This is a genomic window from Hyphomonas sp. (assembly GCF_022844445.1).
Taxonomy (GTDB): domain Bacteria; phylum Pseudomonadota; class Alphaproteobacteria; order Caulobacterales; family Hyphomonadaceae; genus Hyphomonas.
The window spans coordinates 36528-52418 of the sequence record NZ_JALHLS010000011.1 but is presented as its reverse complement, the minus strand read 5'-3'; the positions used below and the strand labels follow the sequence as shown (position 1 = coordinate 52418).

At 59.9% G+C, this 15891-nt stretch carries 19 protein-coding genes and 1 tRNA gene; 12 read left to right on the top strand and 8 right to left on the bottom strand.

What is annotated here, in order from left to right:
- Positions 1-73: 73 nt before the first annotated feature.
- The 9 genes from Q0C17_RS12900 to Q0C17_RS12860 all read left to right on the top strand — a co-directional run bounded on the left by Q0C17_RS12900 (position 74) and on the right by Q0C17_RS12860 (position 7082).
- Entirely contained in the window at positions 74-400 is a 327-nt protein-coding gene (locus Q0C17_RS12900; RefSeq protein ID WP_291206981.1) for a helix-turn-helix transcriptional regulator, read from the top strand.
- A 26-nt stretch (positions 401-426) separates the two neighbouring features.
- On the top strand, positions 427-1359 hold the full coding sequence (locus Q0C17_RS12895; protein WP_291207186.1) for an ImmA/IrrE family metallo-endopeptidase: 933 nt from the start codon (positions 427-429) through the stop codon (positions 1357-1359).
- A gap of 167 nt (positions 1360-1526) precedes the next feature.
- A complete protein-coding gene (locus Q0C17_RS12890; protein ID WP_291206978.1) occupies positions 1527-1775 on the top strand; it encodes a hypothetical protein in 249 nt (82 codons plus the stop codon).
- Positions 1765-2259: a DUF2924 domain-containing protein gene (locus Q0C17_RS12885; RefSeq protein WP_291206975.1), complete on the top strand. Its 495-nt coding sequence runs from the start codon at positions 1765-1767 to the stop codon at positions 2257-2259. Before Q0C17_RS12890 ends, Q0C17_RS12885 begins: the two co-directional genes overlap by 11 nt.
- On the top strand, positions 2259-3584 hold the full coding sequence (locus tag Q0C17_RS12880; RefSeq protein ID WP_291206972.1) for a recombinase family protein: 1326 nt from the start codon (positions 2259-2261) through the stop codon (positions 3582-3584). The genes Q0C17_RS12885 and Q0C17_RS12880 overlap by 1 nt, the downstream gene beginning before the upstream one ends.
- The gene (locus Q0C17_RS12875) at positions 3584-3967 is read left to right on the top strand and encodes a hypothetical protein (RefSeq protein WP_291206969.1); all 384 of its coding nucleotides are present in this window, start codon (positions 3584-3586) and stop codon (positions 3965-3967) included. The genes Q0C17_RS12880 and Q0C17_RS12875 overlap by 1 nt, the downstream gene beginning before the upstream one ends.
- Positions 3968-4201: 234 nt before the next feature.
- On the top strand, positions 4202-5101 hold the full coding sequence (locus Q0C17_RS12870) for a BRO family protein (RefSeq protein WP_291206965.1): 900 nt from the start codon (positions 4202-4204) through the stop codon (positions 5099-5101).
- Between the two features lie 186 nt (positions 5102-5287).
- The gene (locus Q0C17_RS12865) at positions 5288-5968 is read left to right on the top strand and encodes a cupin domain-containing protein (protein ID WP_291206962.1); all 681 of its coding nucleotides are present in this window, start codon (positions 5288-5290) and stop codon (positions 5966-5968) included.
- Between the two features lie 19 nt (positions 5969-5987).
- Complete coding sequence (locus Q0C17_RS12860; protein ID WP_291206960.1) at positions 5988-7082, top strand: FAD-dependent oxidoreductase; 1095 nt, start codon at positions 5988-5990, stop codon at positions 7080-7082.
- A 327-nt stretch (positions 7083-7409) separates the two neighbouring features.
- Here the strand turns inward: Q0C17_RS12860 and Q0C17_RS12855 are convergent.
- Positions 7410-7501 (bottom strand) — tRNA-Ser (locus Q0C17_RS12855).
- Between the two features lie 62 nt (positions 7502-7563).
- A complete protein-coding gene (locus tag Q0C17_RS12850; protein WP_291206957.1) occupies positions 7564-7764 on the bottom strand; it encodes a hypothetical protein in 201 nt (66 codons plus the stop codon).
- A gap of 169 nt (positions 7765-7933) precedes the next feature.
- Between Q0C17_RS12850 and Q0C17_RS12845 the strand changes: the two genes are divergently transcribed.
- Positions 7934-8968 carry a Fe(3+) ABC transporter substrate-binding protein gene (locus Q0C17_RS12845; RefSeq protein WP_291206954.1) on the top strand — a complete coding sequence of 345 codons (1035 nt, stop codon included), beginning with the start codon at positions 7934-7936 and terminating at the stop codon, positions 8966-8968.
- 21 nt (positions 8969-8989) lie between these two features.
- Here Q0C17_RS12845 and Q0C17_RS12840 read toward each other — a convergent pair whose 3' ends face one another.
- Positions 8990-10351 carry a pilus assembly protein TadG-related protein gene (locus tag Q0C17_RS12840; protein ID WP_291206952.1) on the bottom strand — a complete coding sequence of 454 codons (1362 nt, stop codon included), beginning with the start codon at positions 10349-10351 and terminating at the stop codon, positions 8990-8992.
- A 143-nt stretch (positions 10352-10494) separates the two neighbouring features.
- Here Q0C17_RS12840 and Q0C17_RS12835 point away from each other — a divergent pair, with 143 nt between their 5' ends.
- Positions 10495-10773 (top strand): hypothetical protein, encoded by a 279-nt coding sequence (locus tag Q0C17_RS12835; RefSeq protein WP_291206949.1) that lies wholly within the window; start codon positions 10495-10497, stop codon positions 10771-10773.
- A 30-nt stretch (positions 10774-10803) separates the two neighbouring features.
- On the opposite strand, the gene Q0C17_RS12830 is transcribed toward Q0C17_RS12835, so the two are convergent.
- The 4 genes from Q0C17_RS12830 to gatB form a co-directional block, all read right to left on the bottom strand.
- A complete protein-coding gene (locus Q0C17_RS12830) occupies positions 10804-11073 on the bottom strand; it encodes a hypothetical protein (protein WP_291206946.1) in 270 nt (89 codons plus the stop codon).
- Between the two features lie 278 nt (positions 11074-11351).
- Complete coding sequence (locus Q0C17_RS12825) at positions 11352-12350, bottom strand: endonuclease/exonuclease/phosphatase family protein (RefSeq protein ID WP_291206943.1); 999 nt, start codon at positions 12348-12350, stop codon at positions 11352-11354.
- Positions 12351-12368: 18 nt separating this feature from the next.
- Positions 12369-13172 carry a glutathione S-transferase family protein gene (locus Q0C17_RS12820; protein WP_291206940.1) on the bottom strand — a complete coding sequence of 268 codons (804 nt, stop codon included), beginning with the start codon at positions 13170-13172 and terminating at the stop codon, positions 12369-12371.
- 276 nt (positions 13173-13448) lie between these two features.
- Complete coding sequence (gatB, locus tag Q0C17_RS12815; RefSeq protein ID WP_291206937.1) at positions 13449-14927, bottom strand: Asp-tRNA(Asn)/Glu-tRNA(Gln) amidotransferase subunit GatB; 1479 nt, start codon at positions 14925-14927, stop codon at positions 13449-13451.
- 139 nt (positions 14928-15066) lie between these two features.
- On the opposite strand from gatB, the gene Q0C17_RS12810 reads away from it, so the two are divergent.
- Complete coding sequence (locus tag Q0C17_RS12810; protein ID WP_291206934.1) at positions 15067-15597, top strand: hypothetical protein; 531 nt, start codon at positions 15067-15069, stop codon at positions 15595-15597.
- Positions 15598-15603: 6 nt separating this feature from the next.
- Here the strand turns inward: Q0C17_RS12810 and Q0C17_RS12805 are convergent, their stop codons facing one another.
- Positions 15604-15843, bottom strand: a complete 240-nt coding sequence (locus Q0C17_RS12805) for a hypothetical protein (RefSeq protein ID WP_291206931.1) — start codon at positions 15841-15843, stop codon at positions 15604-15606.
- Positions 15844-15891: the final 48 nt, after the last annotated feature.

Genomic DNA, 15891 nt, shown 5'->3' with positions numbered 1-15891 from the left:
ACAACAGTTTTGTTCGACATATACCGAACAATGCAGTTGACATGGAACAGGCTGGGAACACGGAAATGATTCGATGACCACCTCTCTCGGGGCCAAGCTCAAGCACCACCGCCAGGAGAAGGGGTATTCCCTCGACAAGCTCGCGGAACTGACCGAATCCAGCAAAAGCTACCTGTGGGAGCTCGAGAACCGTGATACGCGGAAGCCCTCGGCGGAAAAACTGACCCGAGTCGCACAGGCCCTTGGCGTGACCACCGACTATCTTCTCGATGACACGGCCGAAGCGGATGATGAGATGCGGAAGGAAGCGTTCTTCCGGAAATTCAGCAAGCTCACCGCGGACGACAAGGAGAAGATCGCCGACATGATTGAGAGCTGGGGCGCAAAGAAAACGAAATGATGGGCGCCAAGGTGACGTGATTGTCGGTGAAGCTGCCAGCCACGCCCGAAGCATGGGCCATTCGCCTCACCCAGCTGCTCAATGCGGTTCAGGATGCCCATGGCCAGCCGCGCTTCCCCATCGACGTGGCCGCGATCGCCATGGAGTTCTCGCGCCACTATTTTCCCGACGCCCCGATCACCATGGTGGCAGGCGCTGCCATGTCCAAGGGCGTCGAAGGTATGCTGGTGCAGAAGAAGGATGGCTCCGGCGAGTGGGGCATTCTCTATAACAACAGCATCAGGTCCCCGGGCCGGCAGAACTTCACGCTGGCGCATGAGTTCGGTCATTACCTGCTCCATCGCGCCGAACTCGCGCAGGGCCGAGAGTGCAGCGGGCGCGACATGGGCGAGTGGAGCAACGGTCGCCAGCGAACCAGGGACGAGATCGTCGAAGCCGAAGCGAACACCTTTGCTTCCTTTCTCCTCATGCCCCTCGACGACTTCCGCGACCAGATCCGGACGCGCCCCATCGACATCGATAACCTGACGGAAATGGCCGACCGCTATGCCGTTTCGCTGACGGCCGCGATCCTCAAATGGCTGAGCATCACCGAGAAGCGCGCCATGATTGTCGTTGGCAAGGACGGGTTCATGGACTGGGCATGGTCGAGTAATGCGCTTATCCGGTCCGGGATCTACTATGCAGCGCAGCAGGAGGTGATTGAGTTGCCTCCGGCATCGCTGGCGGCGCAAGGCGCACATCCGGAAACTGCCCGCAATGGTGTGATACATGCTCCCGGCGTGTGGCGCGGAACCGAGGCCGTCCACGAGATGATGGTGTTCTCGCCTTCGAACGAGATGACGATCTCCTTGCTACTCTATCCCGACCGCGCGCCCACGCCGCAGGAGATGGCAGCGCTGGAAGATGAACCCGTTCCCGATACCTTCGACAAGTTCATGGATGGCGGACGCATCTGATTCGCGTGGTTCGTGGCAGCTGCGGGCATTCCGCAAGCGCGTGAGCGTTACGCAGTTGTACGCAGCCGTCCCCATAGGTGGACAATATCCACCAACATATTGATCTGATTGTGTTTTTATAATTTTGCGATAGCTTGTGGCCGTCATTCACATCGCGAAACGTCACCATGGCCCGCACCACGTTGGATCCGGTCTCGGGTCCCAATTCCATTCCACCTGATCGCATGACGCCCGAGGCCCGCCTCGCCGAAATCGGCCGCATCCTCGCCGCCGGCGTCATGCGTCGGATCGCAATGAAGTCCACTGCTTTATCAACGGCAAGCGGAGACAGTTTCGTGGACTTCCGCCCCCGGAAGAGCGGTTCTCGTCGCGCACACCGCATCCGCATCCGCATCGGAGGAAAGCATGAAGATTGAAAGCGCGAAGACCCAGCCGCGCCTTGGAGCAGGGATGGACCAGACCGTACTGGCCCGCCTGTCCGCACTGAAGGTAAAATCCGTGAGGGAACTGAAGGCCGACTGGCAGACCCTCTTCGGTGAGCCCGCTCCCAACAACAGCCGCATCTTCCTCGAGATCCGGATCGGCTACCGCATCCAGGAACTGACGCTGGGCGGACTGGACCGCGAGACACGGCGCATGTTGGATTTGCTGGCGGACGAGGTCGAAGGACTGTCGCGCCGCAAGAGCCAGATTGCCGACCCGCGCAACCCGGTGGTCGGAACGCGACTGGTCAGGGAATGGAATGGCGTCGAACACACCGTGACGGTCCTGAAGGACGGCTTCGACTGGCAGGGCCAAAAGTTCAAGTCGCTTTCCGCCATCGCGCGCGCAATCACCGGCACGCGGTGGAATGGCTATAGATATTTTGGGCTCCGCGAGCGCAAGCAGGAGCATGTCTGATGGATGCGATGAACCGCCCGCACCGCCGCCTTCGCTGCGCCATCTATACACGCAAGTCGAGCGAGGAAGGTCTCGACATGGAGTTCAATTCTCTGGACGCGCAGCGTGACGCCTGCGAATCCTATATTGCCAGCCAGCGTTCGGAAGGCTGGGCTGCCATCCGGGAGCGCTACGACGACGGTGGATTCTCCGGGGGCACGCTGGAGCGCCCTGCTCTCAAGCAGTTGCTGAACGACATCGAGAACGGCCTCATCGATGTTATCGTCGTCTACAAGATTGACCGCCTCAGCCGCTCGCTCATGGACTTTGCGAGATTGGTCGAAGTGTTCGATCGTAACAACGTGACCTTCGTATCCGTCACTCAGTCTTTCAACACTACCACCTCAATGGGCCGTCTTACGCTCAACATCCTGCTGAGCTTCGCCCAGTTCGAGCGCGAGGTGATCGGAGAACGCATCCGAGACAAGTTCGCCGCCTCGCGCAAGCGCGGCATGTGGATGGGCGGCTCCGTACCCTTTGGTTACGACGTCCGGGACCGCAAACTTGTCGTGAACGGCGACGAGGCCGCCACGGTGCGCCGGATATTCGAGCGCTATGTCGAATTGGGATCCGCCACGGAGCTGGCACGGGAACTGCGGCGCGGCGGCACCCGCAACAAGCAGGGCACGCTCATCGACAAGGGCTACCTCTACCGTCTCCTGAACAATCGTGTCTATCGCGGCGCGGCGGTCCACAAGGGCAACGTTTACGCCGGAGAACATGAGGCGATCATTAGCGACGTCCTCTGGGAGCAGGTGCGTTCCATCATGCAGGAGAGTCCCCGCAAGCGGGCGAACGATATACGGACTCAAACGCCAGCGCTGCTGAAGGGCCTCATCTTCAGCGAGACGGGTGCCGCCATGACGCCGACCAGCACAAAGAAAGGTCCGCGGCGCTACCGCTACTACGTCTCCATGGATGTAATCCGTAATCGGGAGAGCGGTGAAACAACGGCGCCGACACGGCTCGCCGCCGGAATGGCAGAGGACGCGGTCGTGGCGGAGGTCCGCCGTGTGCTGCAGACACCGGAAATCATCAGCCATGTCGCCGCGGCCCTGAGAGAAGATCGAGGCAAAGCAGCCGAGGCCGACGCGATCGAGGCCCTCCGAGACTTCCACGCACTCTGGGGGCAGCTGTTCCCCGCTGAACAGGCTCGCATCATTCAGCTGCTCGTCCGGCGCGTCACCGTCACCACCACAGGGCTGGAAGTCGACCTTCGGAAGGAAGGCATCGCTGGCATCATCCGGGACATGATCACATCACGCAAATTGGAGGCCGCTGAGTAATGACGCAGACCAACGATACGATCCGGGTCGTGATCCCGCTGAAGCTTCGCCGGAAGAACGGACGGCCACGGATCCTTCCGCCTGCGGATTACAAGCCCAGCGAAGACCGCACGCAGGATCCGCACATCCTGCGTGCCATTGGCCGCGCCTGGGCGTGGCGGCGGCGCATGGAGGCGGGCGAGTTCGGCACCGTCGAAGACTTGGCCCAGTCCGTCGGCCTCGGCGAGCGGCACGTCAGCCGCCTGCTGCGGCTGGCTTATCTCTCCCCGGAGGTCTTGAAGCGTCTAACCTGCGGGCGTGGGGCCACAGCGATCAGCCTGCATGATTTGTGTTTCGTCGCAGGCGAAGCGTGGCGTGAACAGACGGAGCGGGTGTTTGGGTGATGTTTGCTTGGGTGTTTCTCAGCATCATGACCTCAGAGTCAGATAAGTCCTCATCTATTTCCGGCAATGAAGGAAGAGGCGAAACATTCCTGCACACAATATCGGCAAAAGCCTGTAAGTCCGAGCCAGATGGACAGGAATTCATCTCTCGTCCATCACGGCTGTCCCCGCGTGACGGTGGAAGAAACGAATTCACGGCCTGGTAGATTCAGTCAGAAATTCCGGGGGATTGACATGGCCGACATGGTAGAAGAAACCCATTTAGCCAGCGTCTCTAATGCAATGGCGCAGGGCTGGAGCCGTTACATGACCGAGATTGAGGTTTTCCACTTCGACGGCGATAAGCCGAGTTTTGAGGCTTACGGACGTGAAAACGGCTTCCGGCACTGGTTGGCGTCAGACCTTCTCAAGATGCTGGAATATCCCAGCATGGATGCCGTTCGTAAGGCTGTAAACAAAGCCATCGCCGCATGTGCCAATCTCGGTGTGCCGATCCTCGAGAATTTCAAAGAGGTCGAAACGGAGGGGATCGGCAAGGATTACTGCCTCTCGAGGTTTGCCTGTTATCTCACAGTTATGAACTGCAACCCTCGCAATCCGAGAGTTGCTGCTGCCCAAGCATACTTTATCACCATGGCTGAAGCGTTTCGGCAATATGTGCAGACCTCAGAAGGAGTCGAGCGCGTTCTTATCCGTGGCGAAGTTTCAGACCGCGAGAAGTCTCTCAGTGCGATCGCCTACGGACGCGGTGTCGAGAACTACGCATTCTTCCAGAATGCGGGCTATCGCGGTATGTACAACATGAACATGAATGATCTGCGCGCCTTCAAGAACGCACCACAAGATAGGTCAATTCTGGATTTCATGGGAAAAACAGAATTGGCCGCTAATCTTTTCCGCATCACTCAGACGGAGGAAAAGATCTCGAAAGAGAATCTTAAAGGTCAAAAAAACCTTGAACGGGCGCACGAGTCCGTAGGGCGTGAGGTTCGGCAAAGTATGAAGAGGATTAGTGGAACCGAACCAGAGTTTATGCCTTTGGTTGAAGATATTCGGCAAGTTAAAAGCGGCTTGAAGAAAGCTGGCAAAGAGTTTGCCAAGATTGATGGGAAAAAAGACCCGAAGAGGAAGTAAAGGACAAGCCTCAAAAGACCGGGTGATCTGAGCCAATTGGCCTAAATGTTTATCGACAGGGCTACTCCAGATAAAGATATGTCCCACTCAAAAAGAGACGGGCAGTTGGGAACGAAAAACACTAATCGCCCTTTTCAGTCTAGGGCATCGTAAAGGTAAAGTGAACTCTTAGATTTTTCTGCCATAATGCGCATCAACGACGATCTGACAAACCCCGTACTTCTTGATGCGAGCGCTATGGAGTGGGTTCCCAGCCCTGCTGCCGGCGTAGACCGACGGATGCTCTACCGTGAAGGGGGCGAGGTCGCCCGTGCCACCTCCATCGTCCGCTATGCGCAAGGGAGTGCCTTTCCGGCGCATGTACATAGCGGAGGCGAGGAAATCCTCGTCCTCGACGGCACGTTCCAGGATGAGCACGGCGACTATCCGGCGGGCAGTTATTTCCGTAATCCTCCTGGCACCCACCACAGTCCCGCAGCTGCCGACGGCTGCGTAATCTTCGTCCGCCTCTGGCAATTCCGGCAGGACGACCATGCTCAGATCGTCCGCCAGCCGGGTGAAGGCGAACTCCTGATGCCGCGCGACGGTGTCAGCGCCGCCAGACTTCTGTTCGAGGATCATGCGGAGCGTGTCGTTCTCGAGACATGGACACCGGGGGCAATGCTGACCATCCCGAATGACCGGGGCCTCGAATTCGTAATCCTGTCCGGCATGGTGAAGGTGCAGGACATATTGCTTACCCCACAAGGTTGGGGCCGCCTCCCGGCAGGGCAACAGTTGACGGCCAAGGCAGGTTCCGAGTGCGCGCAGGTCTGGCTCAAGGATGCCCCGCTGCAACACGCAGACATCCTGCCGATGCCGGCCTAAACCGAACCAGGAAAAGATCATGACAACGCCACGGGTGGCGATCATTGGCGGCGGCCTGGCCGGACTGAACGCGGCGCGCCTGTTGCATCGCGCGGGCATTTCGTTTCAACTGTTCGAAGCACGCGATCGTCTTGGCGGTCGCATCCTGACCGTTGATGAGACAGGAAGCCCGGCTGAGGATGGGTTCGACCTCGGTCCTTCATGGTTCTGGCCCGAGATGCAGCCTGCCATCGGCAACCTTGTCTCCGAGCTCGGCCTTCAGGCTTTTGCCCAGTACAGCACGGGCGATATGCTCTTCGAACGCACGGCGCGCGAAGGACCGAGCCGCCTGCCCGGCATGACGCACCAACCACAGTCGATGCGGCTGGCCAGCGGCAGTGCAGCGTTGATCCGCACACTGGCCTCAGGCTTGCCGGACGGAGCGCTGAATACCGGCGCCGCTGTGACCGCGTTACACCTGACGGACTTTGGAATCGACGTGACCGTCGCGAGAGATGACCAGCAGCCGGAACGCATCAGCTTCAACCAGGTGATCGCCGCATTGCCCCCGCGCCTTCTTGCCACCGTTATCCGATGGGACCCCGCGCCCGATCCAGCCACACTCGATCTCTGGCAAGGCACACCCACATGGATGGCACCGCATGCGAAGTTCTTCGCCGTCTATGATCACCCCTTCTGGCGAGATGCGGGCCTGTCCGGCACTGCGCAGAGCATGGTCGGACCGCTCGCCGAGATTCATGATGCAACCACCGCCTCGGGTAAGGCGGCACTCTTTGGCTTTGTCGGCATCCCGGCGGCCCAACGAAAGAGCATCGGGCCGGAAACCCTCATCCGTGCAGCAATCCAACAACTCATCCGCTTGTTCGGACCCGAGGCTGCCCTACCGCGCGCGACCCTTCTGAAGGACTGGGCCGCTGATGAGCTGACGGCGACCTCGGCGGATGTTACCGCTGCCGGCCATCCGTCCGCCGTCGGCGCGGAGTGGGTCACCGGAGCATGGGCAGGTCGCTTGCTGTTGGCGGGAAGCGAAGCCAGCGCAACAGAGCCTGGCTATCTGGCCGGAGCGATGGAAGCGTCGAATCGGATCGTACAGGCTATCTGCCACCGCTCCTGATCGAAAGACTTGAACAGCGGCGTTACGCTTCTTTGCGCACCGCTACCAAACTGCACCAACTTTGGTTGTCATCAAGTCCATTGGCTAGCGCTCGAACTCGTCTCAACTTTGCCGGAGGTCCGCTCGACCAAGCAGTTGATATTTTGTGATATTTTGAGTGCGTACCGATTTCGGTGAGGTCCGCTCGGAATGAGACGGTGGGCCTTTAGAGACTGATTTCGGGCTGGTCCCCAGTCTCTGAAGTCCGCATTACTCTCGCAAACCCTTTTGAAACCAAAAGGAATTTCGACGCTCATTTGCGCTGTTAGGGATTTAGCGACAGGAAACTGGCGGAGACGGAGGGATTCGAACCCTCGATACGCCTTACAGCGTATGACGATTTAGCAAACCGTTGCCTTCAGCCACTCGGCCACGTCTCCTGCTGCGGGGCTTTTGCCGCGATTTTCGGGCGGATGCAAGTGCGGCGTCCGGGGTTGAGACGTCAGGTCCTGGGAGCCTCGGGGAACTCCTCGAGAAGGCGGCGCTCCAGCGCCAGAAGATCCTCCGGAAGGGCAGCGCCCGTGGCGCGGAGTTCGTTCAGTTCCTGGTGGATGCGGTGGTAAAGCTCGTGCAGGTCTTCGGGCTGCTCGTTCATCTCGCCCAGAAGCATGCCGATCTGCGCCTTCAGTTCTTCGAATGCCATGTCAAACCTCACACATCGCCGCTTTGCATTGCACCATAGCGCGTCACCCGCTGATCCGCCAGTTTAGAGCGATTCTAAATCCGACTAATTTGCTCGGTTTTTCTTGACACGCGAAATCAGCCTGCGCATAGAGAGGTCACAGCACTCAATCGCAACCACGAGGATCGTCATGTCTCTCACCCGCCGCTCGCTGCTCGCCGCCGCCGCATCGCTGGCCCTCACAACTTCCATTTCTGGCATGGCCCAGGCGGCAGGCGAGGTGAACGTCTACACCTACCGCCAGCCTGCCCTGATCGACCCCCTCTTCGAAGCCTTCACCGCCAAGACCGGAATCACCGTGCGCGCGGTGTTCGCGGAAAGCGGCCTGGTCGAGCGCCTGGCGCAGGAAGGCCGCAACAGTCCGGCTGATCTGCTGCTGACGGCGGATGTCGGCCGTCTTGTCGAGGCCGCGGCCCGCGATTTGGCCCAGCCTGTCTCGTCGCCCGCCATTCTCGACAAGGTGCCCGCCAATCTTCGCGATGCGCAGGACCGGTGGTTCGGCCTCACCATGCGGGCCCGGGTGATCTATGCCTCGAACGACCGCGCCAAGATCGACGCCATCTCCTACGAGGAACTGGCCGACCCGAAGTGGAAGGGCAAGATCTGCCTCCGTCCCGGCAACCACCCCTATAATCTCGGCCTGATCGCGGCGATGATCGCCCACAAGGGCGAGGACGCAACGCGCGAATGGCTGAAGGGCGTCAAGGCGAACTTGGCGCTGAAGCCCAACGGCAATGACCGGGCGCAGGCGAAGAGCGTGTTCGCCGGCGAATGCGACCTCGCCATCGCCAACACCTATTACATGGGCAAGATGATGACGAACAACGAAGAGCCCGAGCAGAAGGACTGGGCGAAAGCCGTGAAGATCGTGTTCCCCTCCTCGCCTGAATTCGGCACGCATGTGAATATTTCCGGCATGCTGCTGACGAAGAACGCCCCCAACAAGGACAACGCCGTGAAGCTCATGGAATACCTGGCGAGCGACGAGGCCCAGCGTCTTTATGCCGACGGCAATTTCGAGTATCCGGTCAACCCCGCGGTGTCGGCCTCCGAGATCGTCAAGGCCTGGGGCAGCTTCACGCCCGATACGCTGAACGTCGCTGAGATCGCGAAATTCGAGCCCGCCGCCGCGAAGCTTGTCGACGAGGTGCAGTTCAACGACTGATGAAATCTGGCGGGAGTGCGGTTATTTCGACAGCCGCAGTCCCGTCACCTTGCGTCCAATCTCCTGGAATGCCGAGGACAGCTGGTCGGAAGTTGCCGCCAGATAGGCATTGCTGGCGCTTGTCGCGCAATTGGTCAGGGTCTGCTTCACGATTTCCAGCTTCTCGATATCGAAACCGACCGTATAGATGACGATGCCCTTCTTCTTCATGGCGGAACATAGTTTCTGGACCTGTTCGATCGCCGATCCATTGGGCGCGCTGCAGTCGATCTTGTCGTCGTCGGAACCGCTTCCATAGGTCGAGCTCTTGGCAATCACGCCGTTGCAATAGCTCGAGTTGAATTCGCCATCAGTCATGATGACGGCGATCTTGGACACATTCTTCGTGCCATAGGCGGCGGGCTGGTTCTCGCCGGCCCAGACGCCGAAATCGCGCGACAGCACATACCACCCCCATGCCACGCCCACTTGGGACGCCGTCGAGCCGCTGCCGTCGAGATCGTCGATGGCGGCTGAAAGACGGGTCTTGTTCGCGGTCAGGGGAATGACCTCGTATTTCAGGCAAGGGTTGTTGGGGCTCGGGTAGTTGAAGCCCACCTTGGCGCCGAGGACGGAAGCATCGGTATAGGCCTCGGGGCCGATGCGCTCGCTCACACAGGTGCTGGCGGCGAAGGTCTTGTTGGACTTGAACTGGTTCTTGAACTTGTAATACTGGCATCCCGGCGCGGTGCAGGTGCCGGACGACGCGGTGCCGCGCACCGTATCCGCGAGGGCGCCCACATTCACGCCCATCGAATAGGGAATGACCGCGGCTTTCGAGTACAGCAGCGTCTGCTTGTCCCACACGACGGTATCGACGAACTCCTTCGCCGCTTTCTTGAGGGCGGCGATCCGCGAGCCTTTCATCGAACCCGTCGTGTCAAGCACGAGGGATACCTCGATGTTGTTGCCGGACCGCGTCACCTCGGCGGTGACGGGCAGGTCGACGGTCGGGACGCCAACGATGCCCATGAAACTCGACTTGAAGCGGGCGACGGCGGACAAGGTGATCACGCCGCCGTTGTAATCCAGACTGAGGTCGACAATATCGCCGTGTTCGTCTTGCTCGAAGTTCTGCTGCAGAACCTTTTGAGCAAGCACCCTCATCTCGTCGGGCTTTTCGAGGGGCGAACTGCCGACCTGCAGGATGGCAGCGTCCGCCGCGGCGGCCAAGCTGGTGCGAGCGACCGTCAGCCGCCCGAAATCGATAGCCGCTCCGCCCGCGAGCGCCAGAGCGAGCATGGCGAATGAGAAAATGATCGATACATTTCCCCCTTCCGTGCCGCGGAAGAGGAAACGCCGTAAACTTTGACTTTTTAGCTGCCAGAAACAGTTCGGGAACATCCCACCCACTTCGCAAGAGGCGCTTGCGCGGAACTGGACCCCGCCAATCGCGGCAGGAACTGGGCAGAAATTTGCTGGTTAATGGATTATTGGTAGCATCCGGACGATTGTGCCTCTATAATTCCAGGCAATTGGAGTTCGCCATGCGATTTACATCGATTTTGCTGCTCGCCGCCGTGGCCATTGCCCCTACGCAGGCCGTTGCCTACGAGAATTACATCCCGCTTGGCCACAGCTATTCGCCGGACGACTCGGTATTGCCGGAGTTCAACAGCGAGCAGGACAAGCTGAATTCCGCGGTCGACATCTACGAAGCCGAGATTTACAACCGCCAGCGGCGCGCCAAGGTCTTCTCCAGCCAGCTTGACCGGTTCAAGAACGACCAGGAACTTTCCGGCGGCAGCGAGTTCATCGACTACTGAGCCCTCGCGTCCGGGCGTATCTGCACCGGATCAGTGCAGGGTCATCCAGGCCCGGGCCTGACGCTGTGCCTCGGCAACCTGCGCCGGGGTCATTTCAAGAGCCAGTTCACGGCGATAGTGGCGGGCATCCTCGCTGCCCTTCAGCGCGGCCAGGTTGAACCACTTGTGCGCGGTCACATAGTCCTGAAGCACATCGCGGCCGATGCAATACATCATGCCGAGTTCGAACAGGATGTCCGCCGTCGCTGCGTTCGGCGTGATTTCAGCAAATCCGGGTTCCCCCATCGATATACGAGCCATTTGACGTCCCTTTCAATTTCCCTGGTTGCCGCCGGGTTTCAAGTCCCACCTTGAAGGTCCGCCGGATGTTCACTGCACTTATGTGTCTCGTGAACATGGGCTCATATTGTCCGGCCTTTCGGAATGGCGCGTTAAGCGGCAGGCTTAAAGGCGCGTGCAGAGACAGGATGAGCGCTTCGTTACCCCGATCGTAGTTCGAGTCAAATCAAGGACTTGCGGGCGTGAATGCCAGCAATTTGCGAGGTTCCGTTCACCGCTCGTTCACCGCGATGGGCAAATCACGGGGATAACGGCACCGCAATGCGGAGCATGACGGGATAATGGTCGGAGCCGGCGGGTTCGCCGATCTGCTGGCTCTGCGTCGCCTTGATGCCGGGCGATACGAAGATGTGGTCGATCGCGATCTGCGGCAGTCCGGCATGGCTCGGCCAGCTTGGCAGATTGGTGAGCCGGACAAGGTTCGAGCGGTTCTCGACGGCCTCGATGATGCGCGAGAAGGGCGTAGCGTTGAAGTCGCCCATCACGAGCTTTCTGCCCGGCAGCCTTTCGATCAGCTTCGAGAGTTCCACGACCTGCCGGTACTGGGCGCGCGAATGCGGAAAGCGGATCGTATGAACGCCGAACACCGTGAGGTTTCCGGCTTCCGGCCCCAGTCTGGCGCGAATATAGGGCGGGCCATCCCACAGCGCGGCGGCGTCGCTTTCGGCGATCGGAAACTTGGACAGGATCACCAGGTTGCAATAGTCGATTCCATAGCAATCCGCCTGATGCGGGTAGCGGTCCTTTACCGCTTCGAGAATGCGGCGCTTGTTGGGGCCCATCTCCAGTAGCGTGATGATGTCGGCATCGATCCGCAGGATTTCGGCCTGCACCGCATCGGCCTGGCCACTGACATAAAGCGTGTTGAACGTCGCGACTTTCAAGTCGCGGGCGTTGGCGCCTGCCGGCGCCGATGCAAAGGTCAGCGGCGCCTGGCTTGCCACGTGGGGCCAGGCCCCGATGCCGATGAGACCCAGCACGATGATCAGAAAGGCCGTCAGCAGCTTGGCGCGCCGCATGAGCAGGCCAATGAGGAAGGCCAGCGTGATGACGCCGAACTGCAGCGTGAACTGCGAAAAGACGTCGAAGGCGATCCACAGCTGGCCCAGCCGCGAGCCGATCAATCCAGCGAGGCCCAGCATCAGGCCGAGCTGGCACTCGAGCCTGCCGGTCGGCTTGCGCTTCCGCGGCGGCCCGGTTTCCGGCTGAAGCGTTGTGTTGTCAGCCGTTTTCGTCAACTGAGGCCCCGGTTGCGATTACAGGAGTCTGCTCTCCATCGGCAGAATCTGTTCGGGTGTACCAAAGCCCGGAAGGGCCTCAAAGCGTTTCTTCCAGGCAGCGACACTCGGATAGGGCGTGAGGTCGATGTTGGCCTCCGCCGCATAGCGCAGCACGCCGTAGATGCCGATGTCGGCAATGGTCGGCTTCTTGGCGGCGATCCACTCGTTTCTGGCCAGTTCATGCTCGAGGCCCGCAAGTGCCGCTTTGGATTCGGTGTCGTACATGACGCGCACCTCATCGCCGAACTGGCGAAGCCCGCGCGAGCGTGCCCTGAGCCGGAAGATGGGAATCGCCAGCTTGTCCCACTGCCAGAACAGCCATTCGCGGATGCGGTTCTTCTCGACCGCCGTCTTGCCGTCGAACTTCTTCAGCGATTCCGCCAGATGTTCCAGAATTGCCGCCGACTGGACGAAATAGGTCTGCCCGTCGCGCAGCGCCGGAACCTGGCCGTAGCGATTCTTGACGAGGTAGTCCGGCATCTTGTGCTGGCCCTCGCGCAGGTTCACGTGAATATAAGAGAACGGATGCTTGCAGAGGGTGAGCATCAGGCCGACCGTATAGGTGGGGCCGGACCCCAGGATGCCGTAAAGCGTGAAGCGCTGCCTGTCGCCACCGCCTGATGACGGTGTGGACTTCTTCGCTGGCGGCGCGGCCTTCTTGGGCGCGGGCGCCGGCTTTTTGGCAACCGGTTTTGCCTTTACCGGTGCCTTCTTCTGCAACGGCTTCGCGGCCTTTTTGGCAGCCGCCTTCTTCGCAGCCTTCTTGGCTGTCTTTGCCATGATAGTTCCCCTCCCGGCCCCCGTGTACGCCAACAAAAACTCAGGGTACGGACTATAACCGAGAACCAGGAGAAAGGAAAATCGAAACTAAATTCTTGAAGAATCTCAGTGAATTCCAAGCCTGTGAAGGTGCTGCAAGTTTCTCCGGCCAGTCTTCGGACTTCAACTGTTCATTCAAGGTAAACTCTTAAGATATTGAAATACAACAGTCTTTTTATCTGGTACGCACGCCTGCCATGCGCGGTGCCCGGCCTCGGGCGTCAGGCACCGCAGTCATCATATCCCCAGTTTTTCTTTCAGCAGATCGCTCACCGCCTGCGGGTTTGCCTTGCCGCCGGTCGATTTCATCACCTGCCCCACGAACCAGCCGAGCATGGTGGGCTTGGCCTTCACCTGCTCCACCTTGTCGGGGTTGCCGGCGATAATGTCGTCCACCGCCTTGGAAATCGCTCCGGTATCGGTCACCTGCTTGAGGCCGCGCGATTCCACGATCTCAGCGGGGTTGCCGCCCTCGGTCCAGACGATTTCGAACAGGTCCTTGGCGATCTTGCCGGAAATCGTGCCACTGACGATCAGGTCGACGATGCCGCCGATCTGCTCGGCTGAAACCGGCGTCGTCTCGACGGTCTTTCCCTCCTTGTTCAGGCGGCCGAAGAGTTCGTTGATCACCCAGTTGGCGGTCAGCTTCCCGTCCCTGCCCTTTGCCGCCTGCTCGAAGAAATCGGCGGAGGCGCGCTCCGAGGTCAGCACCAGCGCGTCGTAGGCGGAAAGCCCATAGTCCTTCATGAAGCGGGCGATCTTCTCATCAGGAAGTTCGGGGAGCGTCGCCTTGATGCCGCCGATCCAGGCCTCCTCCAGTTCCAGCGGCAAAAGATCCGGATCGGGGAAATAGCGGTAATCATGTGCTTCTTCCTTCGAGCGCATGGAGCGGGTTTCGCCCTTCCTGGCGTCGAAAAGCCGGGTTTCCTGGTCGATCTTGCCGCCATCCTCCAGAATGCCGATCTGGCGGCGCGCCTCGTATTCGATCGCCTGCCCCATGAAGCGGATCGAGTTCACGTTCTTGATCTCGCAGCGGGTGCCGAACTCGGCCCCCGGCCTGCGAACCGAGACGTTGACGTCGGCGCGGAGCGAGCCCTGCTCCATGTTGCCGTCGCAGGTGCCCAGATAGCGCATGATCTGGCGGAGCTTGGTCACATAGGCCTTGGCCTCGTCGGCCGAGCGCATGTCCGGCTTCGAGACGATTTCCATCAGCGCGCAGCCGGAACGGTTGAGGTCCACGAAGCTCATGGAGGGGTGCTGGTCGTGCAGTGATTTTCCGGCGTCCTGTTCCAGATGCAGGCGCTCGATGCCGACCTCGATCGACTTGCCATCGACATCGACGTGGACCGAGCCTTCCCCCACCACCGGCTGCTTGTACTGCGAAATCTGGTAGCCCTGCGGCAGGTCCGGGTAGAAATAGTTCTTCCGGTCAAACACCGAGTACGCGTTGATTTGGGCCTTGAGGCCAAGCCCCGTCCGCACCGCCTGCTCGACGCAGAATTCGTTGATCACCGGCAGCATTCCCGGCATCGCCGCATCGACCAGCGAGACATGATCGTTGGGCTCGCCGCCAAATTCGGCGGAGGCACCTGAAAACAGCTTCGATTTCGACAGCACCTGGGCATGAACCTCGAGCCCCAGCACGATTTCCCAATCGCCGGTCGCTCCCTTGATCCAGTCCTTCTTGTCGGCCACGCGCTTTGCGGATTCCATCATCTCGGTCACCTGTCAATCTGGCGCCTTGGTACTCACTCGGGCACGCCGGTTCAAGCATTGCGTAAAGGCTTTCGTCTTTCGTTAACCATTGGGAAGCCTCAATCCCCTATGGTCCGATCTCATCAGGATGGAGCCCGCCATGTTTCGCATCGCCGCCGCCGCCGCACTGAGCCTCGCTGCATCGGATTGCGCACGGGCGGAGGACAGTGCCTGGGAACCCGCCAAGGCCGGCATGATCGAATGCTTCGCCGCCGACCTCGACAACAAGACCTGCCAGGGCATGACCGCTTACCAGTGGAAGGATGGCGACAACGTCATCGGCAGCGCGCGCTTCTATAACGAGGCCGCGGTGCCGGGCGCCGTCATCACGACCAGATGGCCCGCCACCATCAAGGGCGACAGGAATTGCTCCTTGATCACCCAGGACTATGCCATGACGGCGATTTTCGAGGAAGCCGGAATGCCCGTTTCGGAAGAAAAAACAATGAAGTACAGGAAAATCCTGGCAGCCAGCTTGAGGGAAATCACTGGCAAGACCGTGTGCGCCCGGATCGGTAAATATGGCCGCGACTATACGGTTCAGATCACCGTCGACGGACGCGAGATGCCATCGTCCTCCAACTGGCTGGCCTTTGTGGACAAGAATGCCGGCTTCACGCTGAAGCCCTGAAGGCGATTATTGCCGCGGTCCGTGTTTTGCGATCTCGCGGGTGATCGAGCGGGCCAGCCACAGGAAGCCGATCAGCATCACCACCAGCACGCCCATGAAGGTCAGATCCGGCGTGCTCATGCCGCCGAAGCCGCCGAACCTCCAGCGTTTCCACACCTCGATGAAGATGACGAGGACCACGAAGCCTGCGGCGGCGATCGAGCCTGCCCGCATGGCGCGGAGGATGAGGGCGCCCAGAGGGGACATTGACGAGCCATTCCAGCAGTTGACGTCGCCGGATTGTGGGCCAATCTG